We start from the raw sequence: 23,668 nt of genomic DNA, 5'->3' as shown, positions 1-23,668 counted from the left end.
TTCCTCCCCTCCCCCGCCATGCGGCTGCATTCCCCATCGATGTCTGAGTTGCACGCCTTTGCCACCGCGGCGCGGCTGGGCAGCTTCACGCGTGCGGCGGACGAACTGTGCGTGACCCAGGGTGCCATCAGCCGCGCCATCGCGCGGCTGGAGGCGCATTTCGGGCAGCCGCTGCTACAGCGCAATGCCCACCGGCTGGTGCTGACAGATGCCGGCCGGAAATTGCTTGAGGCCGTGGCCGAGCCGCTGGCCACGATCGAGCATGCCAGCGCCACCCTGCGCGCCGGCAACCGCCGGCACCACCTGACGCTGTCCGTCGTGCCCACGCTGGCCAGCGTCTGGCTGGTGCCGCGCCTGCCGGACTTCCATCGCCGCCATCCGGAAATCCGGCTGGACTTCGTCCCGTACCAGCGCGACGAGGACCTCTCCGGCCCCTCCCCCGACGCCGCCATCCTGGCGGGTGAAGCCGGCAAATGGCCCGGCCTGCAGGCCGACTATGTGGTGGGACGTGAATTGGTGCCGGTCTGCCATCCGGACCGCGCCCGGGCACGGCGCGAGGCCGGCCGCTGGCAGTCTCCTGCGGAGCTGCTGGACGAGCCCCTGCTCTACCACACCACCGCACCGGCGAACTGGCAAAACTGGCTGCAGGCCGCCGGCGTACCCAACGCTGCGCCAAGGTTATCCACAGCGTTCGACCAGGTCTCGATCCTGATCCAGGCGGTGCGCGCCGACATCGGCGTCGCCGTGCTGCAGCGTTGCCTGGTGCGCGACGAAATTGCCGCCGGACGCGTAACGGCGCCGTTTGACCTGCCAATTACGCTGCAACGGGGCTATTTCCTGTGTGCGCCGAAGGAACGGCGCGATCATCCGGCGCTGAACTGCTTCCGGGATTGGCTGCTGGAAACCGCAGCGAAGGATACAGGCAGCGGCACCAACACTTTATTCTCCGGATGACTAACATGGAAAAAATTATGCAAAAATACATTCATCCAACAGATAAAATTCCTAAAATTATTATCTGTATGGATGTTATTCGGTAAATTTGATTGCTAAAAATTACCCCAGTAGATATTTGCGTACCTACATCAGCGCACCGATAGCGACATCCGCCCGAAGCGCCTCTGAATTGGGTTATCCCCAAAGTTATTCACACCACCAATAGAAAAGGGCCTGCATCCGCAGACCCTCATTCCTCTGGCGAAAACCGGGCGGGTTAAGCCGCCTTTTTTGCCAATCCAAGATAGGTTTCGATCACCTTCGGATTCGCCGCCAGTTCGTCGGCCAGCCCTTCCATCGCCATATCCCCGGTCTCGATCACATAGCCGTAGTCCGCCACCTGCAGCGCAGCGCGTGCGTTCTGCTCGATCAGCAGCGTGGCCACGCCGGTCTGGCGCAGATTGCTGATGATGTGGAAGATCTCCTTCACGATCAGCGGCGCCAGGCCAAGGCTGGGCTCGTCCAGCATCAGCAGCTGCGGCTTGGCCATCAGCGCGCGGCCCACCGCCAGCATCTGGCGCTCGCCCCCGGAGAGCGTGCCGGCGTCCTGGCGGGCACGCTCGCGCAGGCGTGGGAACAGGTCGTAGACCACGTCCATCTGGTCCAGGTAGTTCTTCTCGCCGGCGCGCTTGCGGCGAAAGGCACCCAGCTGCAGGTTGTCTTCCACCGTCATCGACGCAAACAGCTCGCGCTTCTCCGGCACCAGGCACATGCCGCGCGCAACGCGCCCTTCCACCGGGATGCCGGCCATGTCGTGGCCGAGGTAGTTGACCGAGCCGCTCGACGACCCCGTCACCGGCAGCGCACCCATGACCGCATTGAGCATGGTCGACTTGCCGGCACCGTTGGGGCCGATCACCGTGACGATCTTGCCGGCCTCCACCTTCAGGTTGGCGCCGTGCACCGCTTCCACCTTGCCGTAGCGGACGTGGAGGTCCTTCACTTCGAGAATCAGGCTCATGTCCGGTCCTTACTCCACGCCACCCAGGTAGGCTTCCAGCACCGCGGGGTTCTTCTGCACTTCCTCGGGCACGCCCTCGGCAATGCGCGTGCCGAATTCCATCACCACCAGCCGGTCGGTCAGGTTCATCACGAAATCCATGTCGTGCTCGACCAGCAGCACGCTCATGCCCTCGCCCTTGAGCTTGCGCAGCAGCTCGGCCAGCGCCTGCTTCTCCTTGTAGCGCAGGCCCGCTGCCGGCTCGTCGAGCAGCAGCAGCGCCGGGTCGCAGCAAAGCGCACGCGCGATTTCAAGAATCCGCTGCTGGCCCAGCGCGAGGCTGCCGGCTTCCATGTACATGCAATCGGCCAGGCCCACGCGTTCAAGCTGGCGCTTCGCTTCGAACAGCAGCTTCTCTTCCTCGGCCTTGTTCATGCGCAGGATCGCTGCCGAGACGCCGCCCTGGGCGCGGAAATCACCGCGCAGGTGCGCGCCGATGGCCACGTTCTCCAGCACCGTCATGGTCGGCAGCAGGTGCACATGCTGGAAGGTGCGGCCGATGCCGCGCTTGACGATCTCGCGCGACGGCAGGCCCGAGATCACTTCACCGCGGTAACGCACCTCCCCACGCGTGACCGGCAGCACGCCCGTCACCAGGTTGAAGGTGGTGGACTTGCCCGCGCCATTGGGACCGATCAGCCCGATGATCTCGCCCGCGCGCACCTGGAAGCTGACATCGTTCACCGCCACCAGCCCGCCGAACTCCTTGCGCGCGGCGCGCACATCCAGAATCAGGTCGCCCGCCTCGGGCTTCTGGCGCACGGCCAGGGCCTCGGCCTGCGCCGGCGCCAGCACCGGTGGACCAGAAGGCACCAGACGCCGCAGGAACGGCCAGATGCCATCGCGCGCGTATTGCAGCAGCAATACCAGCAGCACGCCGAAGACGATGATCTCGAAGTTGCCGTTGGCACCGAGCAGCTTGGGCAGCACGCCCTGCAGCACATCCTTCAGGATGGTCAGGATGCCCGCGCCCAGCACCGCGCCCCACACATGGCCCACGCCGCCGACCACGGCCATGAACAGGTACTCGATGCCGTAGTTCAGGCCGAACGGCGTCGGGTTCACCGCGCGCTGCAGGTGCGCGTACAGGAAGCCCGACACGCACGCCAAAACCGCCGCCACCACGAAGATCACCACTTTCATCCATGCGGTGTTCACACCCATGGCCTCGGCCATCACGCCACCGCCCTTGAGCGCGCGGATGGCGCGCCCCGGGCGCGAGTTCAGCAGGTTCTGCATCGCCAGCACGGCCAGCAGCACCACCGCCCAGATCAGGTAGAACATCGAGCGGCCCGACTGCAGCTCGATGCCGAAGAGCGACAGCACCGGGATCCCGTTCAGGCCGTCATACTTGCCCAGGAACTCCAGGTTGCCAAACAGGAAGAACAGCGACAGGCCCCAGGCAATGGTCGCCAGCGGCAGGTAGTGGCCGGACATGCGCATCGTGATCAGCCCGATCACATAGGCCGATGCCATCGTGATCACCAGCCCCACCATCAGCCCGAACCAGGGCGACAGCCCGAACTGCGTGGTCAGGTACGCAGTGCTGTACGCGCCCAGCCCCACGAACGCGGCCTGCCCGAACGAGGTCATGCCGCCCACCCCGGTCAGCAGCACCAGCCCGATCGCCACGATGCTGTACAGGCCGATGTAATTGCCCAGCGTGATCCAGAACTCCGGCGTCGGCAGCGCCGGCAGCAACACCAGCACCACAATGAAAGCCAGCACCAGGACCCGGTTGCGGTTCAGCCGCGCACGGCTGCCTGCCTCGGCACTGGCCACCCGCGCCTGCTTGTCGGTCAGCATGGTCATGGCTTATTCCTCCTCCTCGACATGCTTGCTCGTCAGCGAGCGCCACAGCAGCACCGGAATGATCAGTGTGAAGACGATGACCTCCTTGAACGCGCTGGCCCAGAAGGACGAATAGGATTCAAGCAGGCCCACCAGCAGCGCACCGAGCGCCGCCACGGGGTAGCTCACCAGCCCGCCGACAATGGCGCCGACAAAGCCCTTCAGGCCCACCAGGAAGCCCGACTCGTAGTACACGGTGGTCAGCGGCGCGATCAGGATGCCGCACAGCGCGCCCATCGCCGCGGCCAGCGTGAACGACAGCCGCCCCGCCTGCGTGGTGCCGATACCGACCAGGCGCGCGCCCAGCCGGTTCACCGCGGTCGCGCGCAGCGCCTTGCCCTGCAGCGTGCGCTCGAAATAGAAGTACAGCGCGCCGATCAGCAGCGCCGACACGCCCACGATCCACAGGCTCTGGCCCGAGATGCTGAGCGCCCCCACGTCGAAGCGCGCATCCGAGAACGCATTGGTGCGCGAACCCTCCGCCCCGAACATCACCAGGCCCAGCCCCACCAGCGCAAAGTGCACGCCGACCGAGACGATCAGCAGCACCAGCGTGCTGGCCTCGGCCAGCGGCTGGTAGGCCAGCCGGTACAGCATCGGCCCCAGCGGGATGATGATCAGCAGCGTCAGCGCGATCTGCGCCAGCATCGGCAGCGGCTGCGCGCCATACTGCTGCGCCAGCCAGTGCACCGCGAGCGGGAACACCAGGTATTTTCCTGCCAGCACCGCCAGCCGCTGGCCCAGCGCGCGGCGCAACTCGGCGCTGCGCAGCACCGTGACGGTTTCATAGACGAAGGTCAGCGCCCCCATCGCCAGCAGCAGCCAGCTGGTCTGCGGCGCGTGACCGGCCTGCATCGCCGCCAGCGTCAGCGCGCCGTAGGCAACAAACTCCCCTTGCGGGATGAAGATGACCCGGGTCACCGAGAACACCAGCACCAGGGCCAGTGCCAGCAGCGCGTAGATCGCGCCCGAGGTGATGCCGTCCTGGGCCAGGATGGCAGCGATTGATAAGTCCATTGTCTCCCCGTCTCTTGGAAATACCTGCCTGCATCATATGGGGGCCGACAGGGTGCTGTGTGCTTCGGGATTTACGCAATAGTAAACGGATTGCCTAATGTGGAAATACAGGCAAGCCCTAACGAGAGGTGTGTATGGCGGCGTGAGCGTTTCGCATTGTTGCCATGCGGTTGGTTGTCGCTCTTGGCAGGCGTAGCGTTTCGCGCAAGCGCCCAATGACCGTCAGCGCACTTTGAGCCGGCGCAGCAGCCGTAGGCGTCCAGGCGATGCCGTTTGCAGCAGGCGGCCTACGCCCTGCATGGGGATTGTTCAATAGTGGGTTATCGAAGGTACTATCCCTGACTCACATGGCGTAGCAGGGTCGAACGGGCAACCACGCCAGAACGGCAAGCACCACCGTGCGAACCACCAACACCGTGCAATTTATTGCCAGCCGCATAGGCGACGCGTTCTTTGGTTACTTTCTGTCGCTCGGACAGAAAGTGACTCGCCGGCTAAGCCGGCGAAACAGCAGCACTTGCCAAGGGCGACACCCAACCGCATAGCGCCACGCCGCCCCCCGACCCTCACTTAGTCAACAACTTCCACTTCCCATCAACAATCTGCACCATCACCCGCGCCCTCTGATCAAAGCCAAGGTGGTCGGTAGCACTCATGTTCATGATCCCATGCGAAACCGGCAGATTCTTGGTCTGCTCCATCGCATCCCGCAATGCCTTGCGGAATTCCTTGGTACCCGGCTGGCCCTTCTTCAGCGCCTCAGGGATGGCATGCTGCAGGATCAGCCCCGCATCCCAGGCATGACCGCCGAAGGTCGAGACCTGGCCACCGAAGGCCTTCTCGTAAGAAGTCTTGTAGGACATGGCCGGCTTCTTCACCGGATTGCTGTCCGGCAATTGCTCAGCCACCAGCAGCGGCCCGGCCGGCAGGAACGTGCCTTCGCAATCCTTGCCGCACACGCGCAGGAAGTCGGCATTGGCCACACCGTGGGTCTGGTAAATCTTGCCCTTGAAACCACGCTCCTTGAGCGTCTTGGCCGGCAGCGCCGCGGGCGTACCCGAGCCTGCGATCAGCACGGCGTCGGCATTGGCGCTCATCATCTTCAGCACCTGGCCGGTGACCGAGGTATCGGTACGGGCAAAGCGCTCGTTGGCGACCACCTTGATCTTGCGCAGCTCCGCCACCTTGGCGAACTCCTGCGCCCAGCTGTCGCCATAGGCGTCCGCGAAGCCGATGAAGGCCACCGTCTTCACGTTGTTGTTGGTCATGTGCTCGGCAATGGCGGTCGCCATGTGCGAGTCATTCTGCGGCGTCTTGAAGACCCAGGCGCGCTTGGCATCCATCGGCTCGATGATGCGGGCCGAGGCGGCCATGGTGATCATCGGCGTATCGTTCTCGGCCACCACGTCCACCATCGCCAGCGAGTTCGGCGTCACGGTGGAACCCACCACCACGTCAACCTTGTCTTCGCTGATCAGCTTGCGGGTGTTCTTGACCGCGGTGGTGGTGTCGGAGGCATCGTCCAGCACGATGTACTCGATCTTCTTGCCCGCGATTTCCTTGGGCATCAGCGTGAAGGTGTTCTTCTCCGGAATACCCAGCGATGCCGCCGGACCCGTGGCCGACACCGTCACCCCGACCTTGACCTGTGCCTGGGCTGCACCGGCAACCAGGCTCGCCGCAGCGATTGCCAGCAGGCTGGCGCGCTTGAAATCCATCTTGTCTCCTCGGTTCCTGAAACGGAAAGGCATCCGTCCGGCGTCCACCGGCGGATGCCCTGGTCCACTGAACTGGATGAGGCGCAGCCCAGCGGGTGCGCATTCCATCCGGTTCAGTGGGCCTTGATCGACCCCTCGGGTCAACACAGGCACATCGCCGGCACCTGCGCTACAGCCAGGAACGACGCAAGGCCGCTCCCCAGTTTCCCCGTCCGCACCACTCCCCCGGATCGGCGCGATCCGGCTATTCACCGACCGTGCGGTCGGGAATTCGGATCGAGTCTAGCACAGCGACTTGGCGCGAAAAGGGAGGATTAACCCGCATCGCGAGCGCCGCCCGGCTTCGCCGTCAGCGCAGGAACGCGTCCCAGGCGGTCCTCAGGATCAGCGCGCTCACCACCACGATAAACACCTTGCGCACGAAGGCGCTGCCGTGGCGCAGGGCCAGCTTGCTGCCCACCTGGCTGCCGGCGATGTTGGCCACCGCCATCACCAGGCCCAGCTGCCACCAGATATGGCCCTTGCTGGCCAGCAACAGCAGCGCCGCCAGGTTGGTGGCAAGGTTGACCACCTTGGCCGAGGCCGCCGCGTGCAGGAAGTCATAGCCGAACACCCGCACGAACGCGATCATCAGGAAGCTGCCGGTGCCCGGACCGAACACGCCGTCATAGAAACCGATGACGGCGCCGGCCAGCAGCGCCGCGATGCGCTCGCGCGCGCCCGACAGCGTCGGCGCGTGTTCCGTACCCAGGTCCTTCTTGGCCACGGTGTAGACCAGCAACACCACCAGCACGAACGGCAGCGCCTTGCGCAGCGGTTCGGCCGGAATCTTGGTCAGCGCCCAGGCACCGGCCATCGAGAAGACAAGGGCCGCCACCACCGCGGGCGCGGTCGCTCCCCAGTAGATACGCACGCTGCGGCCGTAGCGCAGCGCCGCGTTGGCGGTGCCCGCGATCGAGCCCATCTTGTTGGTACCCAGCAGCGTGGCCGGCGCGACATTGGGATAGGCCGAGAACATCGCCGGGATCTGTACCAGGCCGCCGCCGCCGGCGACCGCGTCGATCAGGCCGGCGAGAAAGGCGGCAACCGCCAGGAATGCGAATTCCGTCATTGCAGGAAGCAGGAAAGCGAAAAGGGATAGGATCGGAGGAGATCGGTGCGGGCGGGCCGGCGCGCTGCCGGGCGGTATCAGTTCAGCCCAGCACCTTGGCCGCAGGCACCAGGCTGCGGTGCCACATGCCGTTGCCATGCGGGCAGAAGCCCGGCGGCGCGCCGCCTTGCCCTGCCGCCAGCCCCGGCGCCAGCAGCGCGTGACGGATACCGTGCGCGCGGCCCCAGTCGGCCAGCGTGGCACAACAGGCCTCAAGGCAGGCGCGGCGGGCCCCGCCGTCCAGCCCGGGCCGTACCCACCACTCCATGCCGCAAGCGGCCAGCCCGGCAAGCTCGAGGCTCGGGAGCAGCGCCACCGGCAGGCACGCCAGCAGATCGTGCGGAGCCTGCGCATCATCCACCAGCAGGCAGATGCCGCGACCGGACTGGGCCAGCAGCTCGTCCAGCATCAGCCGCCGCGCGCGCGCGGCGGGCACCGGCAGTGGCTGCACCTTAGCCAGCCAGGCTTCCAGCGTGGCTGCGTCGGCGCCCAGTCCGAGGCGTACCAAACCCTGCGGCGCGGGCGCGTCGGGATGATCCGGAACGGCTGGGGAGTCGGGGGAATCAGGTGCGGCAGGCATGGCGGGCAATGAGAGCGCCCGCATTGTCGCATGTGGAGGGTAGCCAGGTGATGCCGGTGCAGCCTGGATGCCCCATGATGGGGCGAAAGCGCCACAGCAGCGATTGGGAGGCCCAAATGAAAAAAGCGTTGCCGAGGATCACCCGGCAACGCCCTTTATTTATAACGCTGCTACCCGACACCGGGTGCGCGCCTGTCGTCTCCTCGCTTCCGCCTCCATTTAACCTGCGAAAACCGTATATGGAATGTAACGAAGCGGTGCATCGAGGACAAGCTAGAAAAAACCCTAGCCCCAGAATCGGGCATGTCGACCCGCGGTCACTCCTGCCGGGTTACTCCCGCTTGCCCGAGTGGCCCCCGAAGCGCGCCAGCAGCTCGCCCATGATGCCACGGCGGAAAGTCAGCACGCAGATCACGAAGATCACGCCGGTCACCATCGTCACCGACTCGCCCAGCGTGCCGAACCAGGAGATGCCGGTGACCGACGCCAGGAAGTTGCCGATGTCGCCCAGCTTGTTCTCCAGCGCGACCACCACGAAGGCACCGACAATCGGGCCCGACAATGTGCCCAGGCCGCCGACCAGTGTCATCAGGATGACCGAGCCGGACATCGACCAGTGCACGTCGGTCAGCGTCTCGAAGCCCAGCACCAGCGCCTTGATCGAGCCGGCCAGCCCCGACAGCGCCGCCGACAGCACGAAGGCGGTCAGCTTGAAGCGGTCGACGTCATAGCCCAGCGAGATCGCGCGCGGCTCGTTCTCCTTGATCGCCTTCAGAATCTGGCCGAACGGCGAATGCACCGTGCGCACGATCAGCGCAAAGGCGGCCACGATGATCGCCAGCGCGACGTAGTACAGCGTCAGGTCGTCCGACAGCGGCAGCACACCGAACAGCTTGCCGCGCGGGATGCCCTGCAGGCCGTCCTCGCCACCGGTGAACGGCGCCTGCAGGCAGATAAAGAACAGCATCTGCGCCAGCGCCAGCGTGATCATCGAGAAGTAGATGCCCTGCCGGCGGATGGCCAGCGAGCCCACCACGTAGCCGATCAGCGCGCCCGCACCGGTGCCCAGGATCAGGCCGATTTCCGGGGTCACGCCCCAGACCTTCATGGCATGGCCGGCCGCGTAGCCAGCGCCGCCGAAGAAGGCCGCATGGCCGAACGACAGCAGCCCGGTATAACCGATCAGCAGGTTGAAGGCGCACGCAAACAACGCGAAGCACAGCACCTTGAGCACGAACACCGGATACGCACCTGCCAGCGGCGCGGCCACCAGTGCCAGCAGCAGCAATCCGTACAACAGTTTCTTCTGCACGCCTTGTCCCTTTCCTGCGTTGCCCGCGTTGGCCGCCACCGTGGATGGCGTCGATGATGTGGAGGGTGCGCTCATCACTTCTCCTTCCCGAACAGCCCGGCCGGGCGCAGCAGCAGCACGATCACCATGATGAAGAACACCACGGTCGACGACGCTTCCGGATAAAACACCTTGGTCAGCCCCTCGACCACGCCCAGCCCCAGGCCGGTCAGGATCGAGCCCATGATCGAGCCCATGCCGCCGATCACCACCACCGCGAACACGATGATGATCAGGTTCTGGCCCATCAGCGGCGAGATCTGGATCACCGGCGCGGCCAGCACCCCGGCAAACGCGGCCAGCGCCACGCCGAAGCCGTAGGTCAGGGTCACCATCAGCGGCACGTTGACGCCGAAGGCCTCGACCATCTTGGGGTTCTCGGTGCCGGCGCGCAGGTAGGCGCCCAGCTTGGTCTTCTCGATCACGTACCAGGTGGCAAAGCACACCACCAGCGACGCCACCACGACCCACGCGCGGTAGTTGGGCAGGATCATGAAGCCCAGGTCGGTCGCGCCCTGCAGCGCATCCGGGGTCGAGTACGGCAGCCCAGAGACGCCGTAGATCGAGCGGAAGATGCCCTCGATCACCAGCGTGATGCCCAGCGTCAGCAGCAGGCCGTAGATATGGTCGAGCTTGTAGATCCAGCGCAGCATGGTCTTCTCGATCACCACGCCCAGTGCGGCGACGACCAGCGGCGACAGCAGCAGCATGATCCAGTAGTTCAGCCCGGCGTACTCCATGCCCATCCAGGCCAGCACGGCGCCCAGCATGAAGAGCGCGCCGTGCGCGAAATTGATGACGTTGAGCAGGCCGAAGATAACCGCCAGGCCCAGGCTCAGCATCGCATAGAAGGCGCCGTTGACCAGCCCCAGCAATAGCTGGGAAAGCATGGCCGGCAAGGGGATTCCGAAGATGTCCATCGCGGAGTGCCGTTGATACCGCCGTTGTATGGCGGGAATTGCTGCGGTTGGTGCCAGGTAATGCGAACGCTGCGGCGAACACCGTTGGCGAACACCGCAGCAAGGAACCGCGTCCGATGCCGGCGGCACGCAGGTGGCGCGCCGCCGGCAGATCTCACATCAGCTTACTTCTTCAGCATTGCGCACTTCGACTCGGCCACCGTGGTGAAGGCCTGGTCGCCCGGAATGGTCGCGACCACCTTCAGGTAGTCCCACGGCTTCTTCGACTCTGCCGCGGTCTTCACCTGCATCAGGTACATGTCGTGGATGCCACGGCCGTCCTGGCGGATATAGCCCTTGGTATAGAAGTCGTTGATCTTCATCTTCTTCAACTCGGCCATGACCTTGTCCGGATCGTCGGTCTTGGCCGCTTCCACCGCCTTCAGGTAGGTGCTGGCCGCCGAGTAGTCCGCGGCCTGCAGGCTGCTCGGCATCTTCTTCATCTTGCCGAAGAAGCGGTTGGCGAACTTGCGGGTGTCGTCGTTCATGTCCCAGTACCAGCTGTCGGTCATCAGCAGGCCTTCGGTGTTCTTCAACCCGAGGCTGTGCACATCGTTGATGAACATCAGCAGGCCGGCGATCTTCATCGACTTGGTGATGCCGAATTCCTTGGCCGCCTTGATCGCATTGATGGTGTCGCCGCCGGCGTTGGCCAGGCCCAGGATCTGCGCCTTGGACGACTGCGCCTGCAGCAGGAACGACGAGAAGTCCGATGCCGACAGCGGATGGCGCACCTGGCCCGCCACCGTGCCACCGCTGGCCTTGACCACCGCCGCGGTATCGCTTTCCAGCGAATGGCCGAAGGCGTAGTCGGCGGTCAGGAAGAACCACGACTTGCCGCCCTGCTTGACCACCGCGCTGCCGGTGCCCTTGGCCAGCGCCACCGTGTCATAGGCGTAGTGCACCGTGTACGGCGAGCACTCTTCGTTGGTCAGGCGCGCGGTGCCGGCGCCGATGTTGATGTAGACGCGCTTCTTCTCCGAAGCCACCTTGTTCATCGCCAGCGCGGTGCCCGAGTTGGTACCGCCCAGCAGCAGGTCCAGGCCCTGCTGGTCCATCCATTCGCGCGCCTTCGAGGCGGCGATGTCGGCCTTGTTCTGGTGGTCGGCAGAGACAATCTCGATGGGCTTGCCCAGCACCTTGCCGCCGCGGTCCTCGACCGCCATCTTGATGGCTTCCAGGCCGCCGGGGCCGTCGATGTCGGCGTACAGGCCCGACATGTCGGTGATGTAGCCGATCTTCACGGTGTCACCGGACACCTGGGCAACGGCGCTGAAGGAAACCGCACCCATGGCAATGGCCGCCATCGCGGCCGCGAGCCGAGTCTTTTTCATGTCTATGTCTCCTGATTTGCGGCGGCGTGCGCGCCACCCGTTCCTGCCAAACATCAACCCATGATCCGTGCGGATCAGACCCCGAGCAGTTCGTGCAGCACCGGCATCTTGGCCTCCAGCTCATTGGCCGCGAAGCGCTCGACGATGCTGCCGTGCTCCATCACGTAGAAGCGGTCAGCCAGCGGCGCGGCAAAGCGGAAGTTCTGCTCCACCATCACCACCGTGTACCCCTTCTGCTTGAGCATCAGGATCATGCGCGCAAGCGCCTGCACGATCACCGGTGCCAACCCTTCCGAGATTTCATCGAGCAGCAGCAGGTTGGCGCCGGTGCGCAGGATGCGCCCGACCGCCAGCATCTGCTGCTCGCCGCCGGAAAGACGCGTGCCCTGGCTCTGGCGGCGCTCCTTCAGGTTCGGGAACATCTCGTAGATATCGGATTCGCTCATGCCCTTGCTGGTGTCGGCGCCTTTCAGCACCGGCGGCAGCATCAGGTTCTCTTCGCATGAGAGGCTGGAGAAGATCGCCCGCTCTTCGGGGCAATAGCCAATGCCGTAGTGCGCGATCTTGTGCGTGGGCAGGCTGATGGTCTCGTGGCCATTGACCTTGATCGAGCCCTTGCGCGCGCCGGTCAGTCCCATGATCGCGCGCAGCGTGGTGGTGCGGCCAGCGCCGTTGCGGCCCAGCAGCGTGACCACTTCGCCGCGGTTCACGGTCAAATCCACGCCGTGCAGGATGTGCGATTCGCCGTACCAGGCGTGCAGGCCCTTGATCTCGAGCGCGGGTGTGTTGGATGTCGTCATATGTTCCCCGGCCCTCTCAGTGCGCGCCCTGCAGTTCCGCGTCGACGGTGCCCATGTAGGCCTCCATCACGCGCGGGTCCCTGGACACTTCGGCATACGGGCCTTCGGCCAGGATCGCGCCACGCTGCAGCACGGTGATCTTGTCAGCGATCGACGAGACCACGCTCATGTTGTGTTCCACCATCAGGATGGTGCGGCCCGCCGAGACCTTCCTGATCAGCTGCGTGACGCGGTCCACGTCTTCGTGGCCCATGCCCTGCGTGGGCTCGTCGAGCAGCATCAGCTCGGGCTCCATCGCCAGCGTGGTGGCGATCTCCAGCGCGCGCTTGCGGCCGTACGGCAGGTTCACCGTCAGCGTCTGCGCGAACTCGGTCAGGCCGACCTGCTCTAGCAGCTCCATGGCGCGGTCATTAAGCACGTCCAGCGAGCGCTCGCTGCGCCAGAACTGGTACGCCGTGCCGAGCTGGCGCTGCAGCCCGATGCGCACGTTCTCCATCACCGTCAGGTGCGGGAATACCGCCGAGATCTGGAACGAACGGATCACGCCGCGCCGCGCGATCTGCGCGGGCTTTTCACGGGTGATGTCGATGCCGTTGAAAAGGATGGTGCCGGTGGTCGGCTCCAGGAACTTGGTGAGCAGGTTGAAGCAAGTCGTCTTGCCCGCGCCGTTGGGCCCGATCAACGCATGGATCGACCCGCGGCGCACCTGCAGGTTGACGTCGCTCACCGCCGTGAACCCCTTGAACTCCTTGGTGAGGTTCCGCGTTTCCAGGATGGTTTCCTGCTGGTTCATGTCTCCTGCCCGCCCTCTTGCTGAACTGCCGGGGTGATGCCCGGCACTGACAATGGTCCGAACCGGCCTTGTAGGCCCTTGCTGCCGCTTGTTCCGCCAGGCTGGCCGTGCTTGCGGCCCTGCCTGCGGCTTTCTGTACTGGTGCGGGGCGGCTCCCGCGCAGGTTGCGGCGATGGCTTCGATGTGCTGCCCACGCACCCTGTGAGGCGTCTATTGTGTGCGCCTGTTGCATCGCAAAACATCGGGGTTTGCACTATGAAACATGAACCAAGTGTCAGTTTTTTTGCAAGCGCACATGAGCAGGCTGCGCCACTCGGTCACGGCCCCGCCCGCGACCCGTGGCGCGCTCATGTCAGGCGCCTGCAGCGGCTGCCGCCGGCGCCGATTGCACCAATACTTCCGCCGCCGCCAGGCCCTGCCGGCGGTCTTCGCGGATCAGGTCGCTGGCGCGCTCGGCGATCATGATGGTCGGCGAATTGGTGTTGCCCGATGTGATCAGCGGCATCACCGAGGCATCGACCACGCGCAGGCCATCGATACCCAGCACGCGCAGGCGATGGTCGACCACGGCCATCGGGTCGTCGGCGCGGCCCATCTTGCAGGTGCCCACCGGATGGAAGATGGTGGTGCCGATATTGCCGGCCGCTTCGGCCAGCTGTTCGTCGGTCTGGAATGCCGGGCCCGGCAGCCATTCCTCGGGCTGGAACGGTGCCAGCGCCGGCGACGCCACGATGCGGCGCGTGAGCCGGATGGAGTCGGCCGCGACTTTCCGATCCTCGTCGGTCGCCAGGTAATTGGGCGCGATCACCGGCGCCTGGCGGAAATCCGCGCTGCCGACATGCACGCTGCCGCGCGAGGTCGGCCGCAGGTTGCAGGCACTCGCGGTAAAGGCATTGAACGCATGCAGCGGGTCGCCGAACTTGTCCAGCGACAAGGGCTGCACGTGGTACTCCACGTTCGGCCGCGCCTGCGCCGGGTCCGAGCGCGCAAAGGCGCCCAGCTGCGACGGCGCCATGCTCATCGGCCCGCTCTGGTTGAAGGCGTACTGCACGCCGATGCAGAACTTGCCCCACAGGCTCGCGGCGCGCGTGTTGAGCGTGCGCACGCCGCTGACCTTCACCACCGAGCGCAGTTGCAGGTGGTCCTGCAGGTTCTCGCCCACGCCGGCGAGCGCATGGCGCACCGGGATACCCAGCGCTTGCAGGCGCTCGGCCTGGCCGATGCCCGACAGCTCCAGCAGCTGCGGCGTATTGACCGCGCCCGCGGCGAGGATCACTTCCTGCGTGGCCGCCACCGTGTGCGGCCGGCCGCCGCCGATATAGTTCACGCCGGTGCAGCGGCGCCCGTCGAAGGTCAGCCCGCTCACCTGCGCCCCGGTGACAATGGTCAGGTTGGGACGTTCCGACGCACGCCGCAGGAACGCCTTGGCCGTGTTCCAGCGGATGCCGCGGCGCTGGTTCACTTCGAAATAGCCGACACCGAAGTTGTCGCCACGGTTGAAATCCTCCGTGCGTGGAATCCCCGCCTCTTCGGCGGCATCGGCAAAGCGCTCCAGGATGTCCCAGCGCAGGCGCTGGCCTTCCACGCGCCATTCGCCGCCGGCGCCATGGAATTCGCTCGGGCCGCGGTGGTGGTCCTCGCTGCGCTTGAACAACGGCAGCACATTGTCCCAGCGCCAGCCAGCATCACCGGTGAGCCGCGCCCACTCGTCATAATCCTCGCGCTGGCCGCGCATATAGATCATGCCGTTGATCGACGAGCAACCGCCCAGCACGCGCCCGCGCGGATAGCCGAGCGAGCGGCCGTTCAGGCCGGCCTCGGCCTCGGTGCGATAGAGCCAGTCGGTGCGCGGGTTGCCGATGCAGTACAGGTAGCCCACCGGGATATGGATCCAGTGGTAGTCGTCCTTGCCGCCGGCCTCCAGCAGCAGCACGCTGACGTCCGCATCCTGCGTCAGGCGGTTGGCCAGGACACAGCCTGCCGAACCGGCCCCCACGATGATGTAGTCGAATGTCTCCATCGCTGTTCTTGTCATCATAGTTGCCGCTTATTTCGCCACCGGCATCGTGAACTCGGCGCCCTTGGCGATCGAATCCGGCCAACGCTGCATCACGCTCTTGTAGCGCGTGTAGAAGCGCACACCCTCTTCGCCATAGGCGTGATGGTCGCCGAACAGCGATCGCTTCCAGCCACCGAACGAATGCCACGCCATCGGCACCGGGATCGGCACGTTGATGCCGACCATGCCGATCTGGATCTGCCGCGCGAACGCACGCGCGATGCCGCCGTCGCTGGTGTAGCACGACACGCCGTTGCCGAATTCATGCGCATTGATCAGCGACACCGCTTCGGCAAAGTCATGCACACGCACCACCGACAACACCGGACCGAAGATCTCTTCCTTGTAGATCGTCATATCGGGCTTGACGTTGTCGAACAGCGTGCCGCCGACATAGAAGCCGTTCTCATGGCCATCAACCTTGTGGCCGCGGCCATCGGTGACCAGCGTCGCGCCCTCTTCCACGCCCTTGGCGATATAGCCCTCCACCTTCGCCTTGTGCGCAGCGGTTACCAGCGGACCCATTTCGGCGTCGGACTCCATGCCGTTGCGGATCTTCAGCGAGCTCGCACGTTCGGCGAGGCGCGGCACGAGCTTGTCAGCGACATCGCCCACCGCTACGGCGACCGAGATCGCCATGCAGCGTTCGCCGGCAGAACCATACGCGGCACCGATCAGCGCATCGACCGCCTGGTCGAGATCGGCATCGGGCATCACCACCAGGTGGTTCTTGGCGCCGCCCAATGCCTGCACGCGCTTGCCGTGCTTGGTGCCTTCCGTATAGATGTACTCCGCAATCGGCGTCGAACCGACGAACGACAGCGCCTGCACGTCCTGATGCGCGAGCAGTGCGTCCACCGCCTCCTTGTCGCCCTGCACCACGTTGAACACACCATCAGGCAATCCCGCCTGGCGCAGCAGGTCGGCAATCAGCAGGCTCGGCGACGGATCGCGTTCCGACGGCTTCAGCACGAAGGTATTGCCGCAGGCGATCGCCACCGGGAACATCCACATCGGCACCATCACCGGGAAGTTGAACGGCGTGATGCCGGCCACCACGCCCAGCGGCTGGCGCAGGTTCCAGTTGTCGATGCCGCCGCCGATGTTGTCGGTGAAATCGGTCTTGAGCAGGTTGGGGATGCCGCAGGCGAATTCCACCACCTCGATGCCGCGCGTGACTTCGCCCCTGGCGTCCGAGAACACCTTGCCGTGCTCGCGCGTGATCAGCGCGGCCAGGTCGTCGTGGTGCTGGTCGAGCAGTTCCTTGAACTTGAACAGGATGCGCGCGCGGCGCAGCGGCGGGGTGTCGGCCCAGGCGGGGAATGCCGCATGGGCGGCGGCAACGGCGTCGGCCACGTCCTGCGTGGTGCCGAGCGCCACGCGTGCTGCGACTTCGCCGGTGGCGGGGTTATAGATATCGGCCAGACGCTGCGATGCGCCGCGTGTCTGCCGGCCTGCGATGCTATGGCCGATGATGGTCTGCACCGCGCTGGCTTCTGCAAGGATGTCTTCCACTTCCGCTCCTGAATGCTGGGTCGCTGACGGCATGCGACTCGCCCGATCTTTGCGTCTGGTGAAGACGCTGGCGCAAACATCCGCCAGTCTCGCACTGGCATCGATGCCGCGCCGCACAAGGCGTGCCGGGCCGTATTGAGCGCAAGCTTGGTGCAGTTGCGCGGCCCCGTCCAATGATTTATCGTCAATCGCAATATAAGCCGCGCAAAATATTGCGCCGCACCACGCCTCGCCCCTGCGCCACCTTTCGCCCCGACACTGCCTTGGACCTCCACCACCTGCGCGCCTTCGTTGCCGTCGCGCGCGAGGGCAACCTGACCCGCGCCGCGCAGCGGCTGCACCTGACCCAGCCCGCAGTCAGCCTGCAGTTGAAGGCGCTGCAATCGGCGTGGCGCATCCGGCTGTTCGAGCGCACTGCCGCGGGCCTGACGCTGACCGCCGACGGCGCCGCACTGCTGCCGCTGGCCGAACGCATCCTCGACGGCGTGGGCGACCTGCAGCACACCGTCAGCGCGATGCATCACACCGTGCGCGGCCGGCTGGCGATCGGCACCATCCTCGATCCGGAATTCACGCGGCTGGGCCCGATGCTGCGCACGCTGGTGGAACGCCACCCGCAGATCGGCACAGAACTGCGCCACGGCATGTCGGGCTGGGTGCTGCAACAGGTACGCAGCGGCGCGCTCGACGTGGGCTTCTACCTGGGCCAGCCGCCTGACGCCGGCTTCCATGCGCTGACGCTGACGCCGTTCTCCTACTATGTGGTGGCACCCAAGGGCTGGAAAGAGCGCACCGCGCTGCGCTCATGGGCGCAGCTGGCAACGCTGCCGTGGATCTGGACGCCGCCCGAATCGGCGCACAACCGGCTCTTGTCCGCGCGCTTTGCGCAGGCCGGCGTCGACCCGGCCGGCGTGCCCAAGGTGGCGCATGTCGACCAGGAGGCTTCGATGCTGGACCTGGTGCGCTCCGGCGTGGGGCTGTCGCTGGTGCGCGACGCGATCGCGCTGCGCGAATCGCATGCGCACGGGCTGGTGATCGTTGAAGGGGTCTCGGTGCAGACCGAGCTGACGCTGGTATGCCTGGCCACGCGCCGCGACGACCCGGTCGTCGCGGCAGTGTTCGGCGTGGCCGAGTCGGTGTTCCGGACTTAGTGTCCCTGCTGCTGCAGGTGACGCTGCAGCCAGCCGGTCAGCGCCGCGAACACTTCGCCGCGCAGCGGCTGCGCTTCATTGAAGATCTCGTGGTAGCCGTGCTCGAACCAGACCTGTTCGCGCAACTCCGGCGGCGCGTGGTCGAAGAAGCTGCGGCTGCCGGCCGGGTCCACCACGCGGTCGGCGCCACCGACCAGCATCAGCATGGGGGCCTCCAGCAGCGCGGCATCGGCCTGGGCCTGCGCCATGCCGCGGATAAAGCTCTCCAGTACGCTGGCGGTGATGGTGGTCTGCACCAGCGGGTCTGAGCGGTAGGCGGCCACCACGGCGGGATCGTGCGACAAGAGCCGCGCATCGATCGGATTGGGCACGCGCAGCCGCGGCGCCAGCGCCAGCAGCACGCGGTGCAGCGCCAGCATCGGGCCCGACAGGCGCAGCGCCAGCGCAGGCGAGGACAGCACCAGCGCGCGCACCGGGCGCACGCGCGCGGTGGCAAAGCGCGCCGCGATCATCCCGCCCATGCTGTGGCCGAGCAGGATCGGCAACTCGTTCCAGCCCGGCACCGCGGCATCATAGATCTCGGCGAGGTCGTCGAGGTAGGCATCCTGATGGTCCGCCACCATGCGCGCGCCGCCGCTGGCGCCATGGCCGCGCAGGTCGTGCGCGCGCACGCGCAGGCCCAGCCCGCACAGCACATCGGCCACATGCTGGTAGCGTCCGGCATGCTCGGCAAGCCCATGCACCAGCAGCACCGAGCCGAGCGGCTCGGCAAAGCGCGCCGGATCGGGCTGCCAGGTGCGCAGCAGCAGCTCGGTGCCGTCGCGCATGCGCTGGCGGCTCTGTACCGGCGCGTGCGTGCCGGCTGGGGTATCGGCAGGCATGCCGGCAACACCGGCAATAGCAGGATCGTCCGTCATCGGTTGTTCCATTCGCGCAAGTCTCCTCCCGGCACGGAGCGCCAGCAAAAGGCTGGCGCCGGCTGTCGTTATTCTTTGTGGTGCTGCCTGCTGCCTGCCTTGCACTCTGTCCCGCTCAACCGTGGCAGGCAAGCCTGCCCTGCGCTTCCGGCTGCGCCATATCGGCGAGGATCGGGCAATCCGGCCGATCGTCGCCGCTGCAGTGCTGCGCCAGCTCGCGCAGCGTGTCGCGCATGGCGGCCAGTTCAGCGATGCGCAGCTCAAGGTCGGCCACATGCCGCAGCGTCAGCGCCTTGACGTCGGCACTGGCGCGGCCGCGGTCATGCCAAAGCGACAGCAGGTTGCGGATTTCGTCGAGCGAGAATCCCAGATTACGGGCGCGCCGCACGAAGCGCAAGTTGTGCACCGCGCGTTCGTCATAGCGACGGTAGCCGCCCTCGGTGCGCGGCGGTGCCGCCACCAGCCCGATCGATTCATAGTGCCGGATCATCTTGGCCGACACGCCCGACGCCTGCGCCGCTTCGCCGATATTCATCGCTCGCCTCCCTGTGCCGTGGCAGCCCCGGCCTGCGGACGCCAGCGGCGCAGCAGCAGCGCATTGCTGACCACGCTGACACTGGAGAAAGCCATCGCCGCACCCGCCACCACCGGATTCAGCAACCCGGCCGCTGCCAGCGGAATGCCTACCACGTTGTAGAAAAAAGCCCAGAACAGGTTCTGCCGGATCTTGCGCACGGTGCGGTGCGAGACCGCCAGCGCATCGGCCACCAGCGCCGGGTCGCCGCGCATCAGCGTGATGCCGGCGGCGTGCATGGCCACGTCGGTGCCGGTCGACATGGCAATGCCCACATCCGCCGCCGCCAGCGCCGGCGCATCGTTGATGCCGTCGCCCACCATCGCCACCACCGCGCCATCGCGCCCCAGCGCCTGCACCCGGGCAGCCTTGTCCTCGGGCAGCACCTCGGCCTGCACGTCGTCCAGCCCCAGCGCCTGCGCCACGCGCGCCGCCGCGCCGGCATTGTCGCCGGTCAGCATCACGGTGCGCACACCGGCCGCGCGCAGCCTGGCGATCGCCGCCGGCGCGCCCGGCTTGATGGCATCGCCGAACGCGACCAGCCCGGCCACGCGCGGCAGCGTGGTTTCGACCAGCCACGACACGGTACGGCCGTCCGCGCGCAACTGCTCCGCCAGCGTTGCCAGCGTGCCTGCCGCTGCGCCCAGCGCCTCACGCAGGCGCTCGCTGCCCAGTTGCAGCGCCTGGCCGTCCACCACGCCGGCAATGCCGCGGCCTGGCAGGGCCTGCACTTCCGTGGCCTGCGGCGCGGCAATGCCGCGCGCCTGCGCTGCGGCCAGCACGGCGCGGGCCAGCGGATGCTCGCTGCCGGCCTGCAGCGCGGCCAGCCGCGCCAGCAGCGCGCTGCCGTCGGCATCGGCGGGATCGGCCGCATGCAGCGCCACCACTTCCGGCTTGCCGACCGTGAGCGTGCCGGTCTTGTCGAATGCCACCACGCTGACGCGGTGCGCCACCTCCAGTGCCTCGGCATCCTTGATCAGGATGCCGGCGCGCGCGCCGGCGCCGGTGCCGGCCATGATTGCCGTGGGCGTGGCCAGGCCCAGCGCGCACGGGCAGGCGATCACCAGCACCGCCACCGCGTTGAGCAATGCGGTTTCCCAGTCGCCGGCAAAGAGGCCCCAGCCCAGCACCGTCAGCAGCGCGATGCCCAGCACCACCGGCACGAACACCGCGCTGACCTGGTCGACCATGCGCTGGATCGGCGCCTTGGCCGCCTGTGCGTGCTCGACCATGCGGATGATGCGTGCCAGCACGGTCTCGGCGCCCACCGCCTCGGTGCGCGCAACCAGCAGCCCTTCGAAATTGATGGCGCCGCCGGTGATGCGGTCGCCGGGCTTCTTCGGCACCGGGACGCTTTCACCGGTCAGCATCGATTCGTCCGCGTGGCTGTTGCCTTCGATCACCTCGGCGTCCACCGGGATGCGCTCGCCGGGGCGCACCACCACCTCGTCGCCCACGCGCACCGCCGCCAGCGGCACGCTCTGCTCCACGCCGCCGCGGCGCACGCGGGCAGTATCGGGACGCAGCGCCGCGAGCGCGCGGATGGCATCGGCGGTCTGGCGCTTGGCGCGGGTCTCCAGCCACTTGCCCAGGCGCACCAGCGTGATCACCACCGCCGCGCTTTCGAAGTACAGGTGCGGCATGGCGTCGGCCGGCGTGCGCCACATCAGCCACAGCGACAGCCCATAGGCCGCCGTCGTGCCCAGCGCCACCAGCAAATCCATATTGCCGGCGCCGGCGCGCACCGCCTTCCAGCCAGCCTTGTAGAAGCGCCAGCCGAACACGAACTGCACCGGCGTGGCCAGCAGCCACTGCACCCATGCCGGCAGCATCCAGTGCACGCCGAGCCATTCCAGCACCATGGGTGCCACCAGCGGCAGCGACAGCGCCGCCGAGATCGCCACCGGCCAGGGGCCATCCCAGAAGGCAGTGCCCTGCGCGGCCTGCGGCGCCTGCGATGCGGCATCGGCCACCGACGTCGCACCATAGCCGGCGCGCGCGACCGCGGCCACCAGCGCCGCAGTATCCGCCGCGCCGCGCAGCAGCGTGACGCTGGCGCGCTCGGTCGCCAGGTTGACCTGCGCCTCCATCACGCCCGGCACGGCGCGCAGCGCCTTTTCGACCCGGGACACGCATGAGGCGCAGGTCATGTCGGCAATATTCAGTTCGATGGTGTCCTGCGGCACCGTGTAGCCGGCATCGGCCACGGCACGGGCGGCGGGCGGCAGCACCGCGCCCGAGTCGGCGCGCAGCGTTGCGGCTTCAGTTGCCAGGTTGACGGCCACGTCGCGCACGCCCGGCACCCGGGCCAGCGCGTTCTCCACGCGGCGCACGCATGAGGCGCAGGTCATGCCGTCGACCGGCAGGCGCCATTCGGGCATTTCGTCGGCCGGCCGGTCAGCCGGCCGGACAGGTGGTGAAGCGAGCACAGCGCTGGAATTTGGCATGGGTCCTGAGTCATCCACAGTGTCGATGTCAGCATCATGGACCTTACCATCATTGGAAGGTCAAGGCCGGATGCACAAGGTGTTACCGTCACATCGGCGCCAACAAATTCCTCTTGCGCTTCCCACCATGGGAAGGTTCAAACTGCATCTGTCGCGGCACCCGCCGCCCGTCTCATCCCGTTCAGGAGAGTCCCACCATGATCCAGTTCCAGGTCGAAGGCATGTCGTGCAACCACTGCGTGGGCGCCATCACGCGTGCCGTACAGGCGGTTGACCCGGCCGCGCGTGTCAGCGCGGATGTGCCCGCCCAGGCCGTACGCGTCGAGAGCAGCGCCGACCCAGAGGCCCTGCGCGATGCCATCGAAGAGGCCGGCTATCCGGTCAAGTCGGTGGCGTAAGCTGGCCACCGCAGCCGGCGCCAACAAGAAAGGGCACCCCCGGGTGCCCTTTCTGCCGTCAGTGTGCCGCGCTCAGAAGCGGTAGCCCACGTTCAGGAAGGTCACCACCGGATCGATCTTGATCTTGGTGTGTGACTGGATCGTTACCGGGCCCGCCTGGGTGGTGAAGGACGCGCGGGTCGACAGCGGCACGTACGAGACCGACAGGCCGACGAACCAGTTGTCGTTGATGGCGTAGTTGGCGCCGATGTTGAAGACCGGGTTCCACGACGGCTTGGCGCTGGCGGTCATGCGCGCACCCGGCAAGAACTCGCGGTTCACGAAGTTCTGGTTGGTGATGGTCTCGTCGGTGAACCAGGTGTAGTTCACGCCGATGCCGACATAGGGACGGAACCTGGTCTTGGCGTCGAAGAAGTGGTACTTGACCAACAGCGCCGGGCTCCACTGCTTGACCGAACCGAGCTTGCCATACTGGGCATAGTTGCCGGTGCCCTTGACGTCATGCTTGGGCGGAATGCCCGCGACGATTTCACCGGAGATGTTGTCGGTGAAGAAGTGCGTGAAGGCCAGGCCCAGCGTGTCGGCGGATTCGATCTCCGCGCCGGTGTTCGGCCGGGTCATGCCGACCGGGCGGCCGTTGATGCTGTCGACAGTCAGCGGATCGGCGGAGCTGTTCGGCATCACGCGGAACCAGCCCAGACTGACGATATTGCTGCCGGCGGACTGCGCGTGTGCGGCTCCGGCCAGCGCCATGACAGCGCCTGCCGCCAGCATCTTCTTATAGGTCGATTTCATAATCCTCTTACTCCTCTTTCGGTTACTGCCGTGTGCATTATCCGGCCAGCCGGAGCACGACTGTTTCACCGATGACACTGATTCGTAGAGGACGCCCCCTAAAGGGAGGGTTAACCACTAAGAAACCAGCATGGGAGCGGCTCTCAGGGCCGTTCACCGAGGCATCCGCACAACGGTTTATGCCGTGCGCAGGAAAAAACCCTCAGGTAAAAGAGGTTTTATGGGGCAGGTGCGCAACAATGGCCGCGCGCCTGCCCCATCCC

At 66.3% G+C, this 23,668-nt stretch carries 20 protein-coding genes; 3 read left to right on the top strand and 17 right to left on the bottom strand.

What is annotated here, in order from left to right; translation table 11 throughout:
* Positions 1-18: 18 nt before the first annotated feature.
* On the top strand, positions 19-954 hold the full coding sequence (locus AC3WRI_RS17775; protein WP_041687572.1) for a LysR substrate-binding domain-containing protein: 936 nt from the start codon (positions 19-21) through the stop codon (positions 952-954).
* A 259-nt stretch (positions 955-1,213) separates the two neighbouring features.
* On the opposite strand, the gene AC3WRI_RS17770 is transcribed toward AC3WRI_RS17775, so the two are convergent.
* The 13 genes from AC3WRI_RS17770 to AC3WRI_RS17710 all read right to left on the bottom strand — a co-directional run bounded on the left by AC3WRI_RS17770 (position 1,214) and on the right by AC3WRI_RS17710 (position 17,156).
* The gene (locus tag AC3WRI_RS17770) at positions 1,214-1,957 is read right to left on the bottom strand and encodes an ABC transporter ATP-binding protein (RefSeq protein WP_010811278.1); all 744 of its coding nucleotides are present in this window, start codon (positions 1,955-1,957) and stop codon (positions 1,214-1,216) included.
* Positions 1,958-1,966: 9 nt separating this feature from the next.
* Positions 1,967-3,808: a branched-chain amino acid ABC transporter ATP-binding protein/permease gene (locus AC3WRI_RS17765; protein ID WP_010811279.1), complete on the bottom strand. Its 1,842-nt coding sequence runs from the start codon at positions 3,806-3,808 to the stop codon at positions 1,967-1,969.
* Positions 3,809-3,811: 3 nt separating this feature from the next.
* Positions 3,812-4,864: a branched-chain amino acid ABC transporter permease gene (locus tag AC3WRI_RS17760; RefSeq protein WP_492293716.1), complete on the bottom strand. Its 1,053-nt coding sequence runs from the start codon at positions 4,862-4,864 to the stop codon at positions 3,812-3,814.
* A gap of 566 nt (positions 4,865-5,430) precedes the next feature.
* Entirely contained in the window at positions 5,431-6,582 is a 1,152-nt protein-coding gene (locus AC3WRI_RS17755; RefSeq protein WP_010811281.1) for an ABC transporter substrate-binding protein, read from the bottom strand.
* A 349-nt stretch (positions 6,583-6,931) separates the two neighbouring features.
* Positions 6,932-7,693, bottom strand: a complete 762-nt coding sequence (locus AC3WRI_RS17750; RefSeq protein WP_492293715.1) for a sulfite exporter TauE/SafE family protein — start codon at positions 7,691-7,693, stop codon at positions 6,932-6,934.
* 82 nt (positions 7,694-7,775) lie between these two features.
* On the bottom strand, positions 7,776-8,240 hold the full coding sequence (locus tag AC3WRI_RS17745; RefSeq protein ID WP_492293713.1) for a hypothetical protein: 465 nt from the start codon (positions 8,238-8,240) through the stop codon (positions 7,776-7,778).
* A gap of 403 nt (positions 8,241-8,643) precedes the next feature.
* Positions 8,644-9,699 carry a branched-chain amino acid ABC transporter permease gene (locus AC3WRI_RS17740; protein ID WP_010811284.1) on the bottom strand — a complete coding sequence of 352 codons (1,056 nt, stop codon included), beginning with the start codon at positions 9,697-9,699 and terminating at the stop codon, positions 8,644-8,646.
* Positions 9,699-10,583, bottom strand: a complete 885-nt coding sequence (locus tag AC3WRI_RS17735) for a branched-chain amino acid ABC transporter permease (RefSeq protein ID WP_010811285.1) — start codon at positions 10,581-10,583, stop codon at positions 9,699-9,701. Before AC3WRI_RS17735 ends, AC3WRI_RS17740 begins: the two co-directional genes overlap by 1 nt.
* 164 nt (positions 10,584-10,747) lie before the next feature.
* The gene (locus AC3WRI_RS17730) at positions 10,748-11,956 is read right to left on the bottom strand and encodes an ABC transporter substrate-binding protein (RefSeq protein ID WP_010811286.1); all 1,209 of its coding nucleotides are present in this window, start codon (positions 11,954-11,956) and stop codon (positions 10,748-10,750) included.
* Positions 11,957-12,030: 74 nt separating this feature from the next.
* Positions 12,031-12,756 carry an ABC transporter ATP-binding protein gene (locus AC3WRI_RS17725; protein WP_439671073.1) on the bottom strand — a complete coding sequence of 242 codons (726 nt, stop codon included), beginning with the start codon at positions 12,754-12,756 and terminating at the stop codon, positions 12,031-12,033.
* A 16-nt stretch (positions 12,757-12,772) separates the two neighbouring features.
* Positions 12,773-13,549, bottom strand: a complete 777-nt coding sequence (locus AC3WRI_RS17720) for an ABC transporter ATP-binding protein (protein WP_010811288.1) — start codon at positions 13,547-13,549, stop codon at positions 12,773-12,775.
* Positions 13,550-13,901: 352 nt separating this feature from the next.
* The gene (locus tag AC3WRI_RS17715; protein WP_492293712.1) at positions 13,902-15,569 is read right to left on the bottom strand and encodes a GMC family oxidoreductase; all 1,668 of its coding nucleotides are present in this window, start codon (positions 15,567-15,569) and stop codon (positions 13,902-13,904) included.
* 27 nt (positions 15,570-15,596) lie between these two features.
* Positions 15,597-17,156 carry a CoA-acylating methylmalonate-semialdehyde dehydrogenase gene (locus AC3WRI_RS17710; RefSeq protein WP_492293711.1) on the bottom strand — a complete coding sequence of 520 codons (1,560 nt, stop codon included), beginning with the start codon at positions 17,154-17,156 and terminating at the stop codon, positions 15,597-15,599.
* Between the two features lie 230 nt (positions 17,157-17,386).
* Between AC3WRI_RS17710 and AC3WRI_RS17705 the strand changes: the two genes are divergently transcribed.
* Positions 17,387-18,274, top strand: coding sequence for a LysR family transcriptional regulator (locus AC3WRI_RS17705; RefSeq protein ID WP_010811291.1), 888 nt, complete (start codon positions 17,387-17,389; stop codon positions 18,272-18,274).
* Here the strand turns inward: AC3WRI_RS17705 and AC3WRI_RS17700 are convergent.
* The 3 genes from AC3WRI_RS17700 to AC3WRI_RS17690 all read right to left on the bottom strand — a co-directional run bounded on the left by AC3WRI_RS17700 (position 18,271) and on the right by AC3WRI_RS17690 (position 22,212).
* On the bottom strand, positions 18,271-19,203 hold the full coding sequence (locus tag AC3WRI_RS17700; RefSeq protein ID WP_010811292.1) for an alpha/beta hydrolase: 933 nt from the start codon (positions 19,201-19,203) through the stop codon (positions 18,271-18,273). The genes AC3WRI_RS17705 and AC3WRI_RS17700 overlap by 4 nt on opposite strands.
* Positions 19,204-19,306: 103 nt before the next feature.
* Positions 19,307-19,726: a Cu(I)-responsive transcriptional regulator gene (cueR, locus tag AC3WRI_RS17695; RefSeq protein ID WP_010811293.1), complete on the bottom strand. Its 420-nt coding sequence runs from the start codon at positions 19,724-19,726 to the stop codon at positions 19,307-19,309.
* A complete protein-coding gene (locus tag AC3WRI_RS17690; RefSeq protein WP_492293709.1) occupies positions 19,723-22,212 on the bottom strand; it encodes a heavy metal translocating P-type ATPase in 2,490 nt (829 codons plus the stop codon). The genes cueR and AC3WRI_RS17690 overlap by 4 nt, the downstream gene beginning before the upstream one ends.
* 197 nt (positions 22,213-22,409) lie before the next feature.
* Between AC3WRI_RS17690 and AC3WRI_RS17685 the strand changes: the two genes are divergently transcribed.
* Complete coding sequence (locus tag AC3WRI_RS17685; protein ID WP_010811295.1) at positions 22,410-22,610, top strand: heavy-metal-associated domain-containing protein; 201 nt, start codon at positions 22,410-22,412, stop codon at positions 22,608-22,610.
* A gap of 72 nt (positions 22,611-22,682) precedes the next feature.
* Here AC3WRI_RS17685 and AC3WRI_RS17680 read toward each other — a convergent pair whose 3' ends face one another.
* Positions 22,683-23,405, bottom strand: coding sequence for an OmpW/AlkL family protein (locus AC3WRI_RS17680; protein ID WP_010811296.1), 723 nt, complete (start codon positions 23,403-23,405; stop codon positions 22,683-22,685).
* Positions 23,406-23,668 lie beyond the last annotated feature (263 nt).

The organism is Cupriavidus sp. FW305-27 (assembly GCF_058787995.1).
The sequence above is the reverse complement of the archived record's forward strand: the minus strand, read 5'-3'. Positions and strand labels throughout refer to the sequence as shown.

Excerpts from the sequence above, each read along its gene's own strand:
- AC3WRI_RS17775 (WP_041687572.1), top strand. The coding sequence starts at position 19 with ATGCGGCTGCATTCCCCATCGATGTCTGAGTTGCACGCCTTTGCCACC.
- AC3WRI_RS17770 (WP_010811278.1), bottom strand. The coding sequence starts at position 1,957 with ATGAGCCTGATTCTCGAAGTGAAGGACCTCCACGTCCGCTACGGCAAG.
- AC3WRI_RS17765 (WP_010811279.1), bottom strand. The coding sequence starts at position 3,808 with ATGACCATGCTGACCGACAAGCAGGCGCGGGTGGCCAGTGCCGAGGCA.
- AC3WRI_RS17760 (WP_492293716.1), bottom strand. The coding sequence starts at position 4,864 with ATGGACTTATCAATCGCTGCCATCCTGGCCCAGGACGGCATCACCTCG.
- AC3WRI_RS17755 (WP_010811281.1), bottom strand. The coding sequence starts at position 6,582 with ATGGATTTCAAGCGCGCCAGCCTGCTGGCAATCGCTGCGGCGAGCCTG.
- AC3WRI_RS17750 (WP_492293715.1), bottom strand. The coding sequence starts at position 7,693 with ATGACGGAATTCGCATTCCTGGCGGTTGCCGCCTTTCTCGCCGGCCTG.
- AC3WRI_RS17740 (WP_010811284.1), bottom strand. The coding sequence starts at position 9,699 with ATGAGCGCACCCTCCACATCATCGACGCCATCCACGGTGGCGGCCAAC.
- AC3WRI_RS17735 (WP_010811285.1), bottom strand. The coding sequence starts at position 10,583 with ATGGACATCTTCGGAATCCCCTTGCCGGCCATGCTTTCCCAGCTATTG.
- AC3WRI_RS17730 (WP_010811286.1), bottom strand. The coding sequence starts at position 11,956 with ATGAAAAAGACTCGGCTCGCGGCCGCGATGGCGGCCATTGCCATGGGT.
- AC3WRI_RS17725 (WP_439671073.1), bottom strand. The coding sequence starts at position 12,756 with ATGACGACATCCAACACACCCGCGCTCGAGATCAAGGGCCTGCACGCC.
- AC3WRI_RS17720 (WP_010811288.1), bottom strand. The coding sequence starts at position 13,549 with ATGAACCAGCAGGAAACCATCCTGGAAACGCGGAACCTCACCAAGGAG.
- AC3WRI_RS17715 (WP_492293712.1), bottom strand. The coding sequence starts at position 15,569 with ATGGAGACATTCGACTACATCATCGTGGGGGCCGGTTCGGCAGGCTGT.
- AC3WRI_RS17710 (WP_492293711.1), bottom strand. The coding sequence starts at position 17,156 with ATGCCGTCAGCGACCCAGCATTCAGGAGCGGAAGTGGAAGACATCCTT.
- AC3WRI_RS17700 (WP_010811292.1), bottom strand. The coding sequence starts at position 19,203 with ATGGAACAACCGATGACGGACGATCCTGCTATTGCCGGTGTTGCCGGC.
- cueR (WP_010811293.1), bottom strand. The coding sequence starts at position 19,726 with ATGAATATCGGCGAAGCGGCGCAGGCGTCGGGCGTGTCGGCCAAGATG.
- AC3WRI_RS17690 (WP_492293709.1), bottom strand. The coding sequence starts at position 22,212 with ATGCCAAATTCCAGCGCTGTGCTCGCTTCACCACCTGTCCGGCCGGCT.
- AC3WRI_RS17685 (WP_010811295.1), top strand. The coding sequence starts at position 22,410 with ATGATCCAGTTCCAGGTCGAAGGCATGTCGTGCAACCACTGCGTGGGC.
- AC3WRI_RS17680 (WP_010811296.1), bottom strand. The coding sequence starts at position 23,405 with ATGAAATCGACCTATAAGAAGATGCTGGCGGCAGGCGCTGTCATGGCG.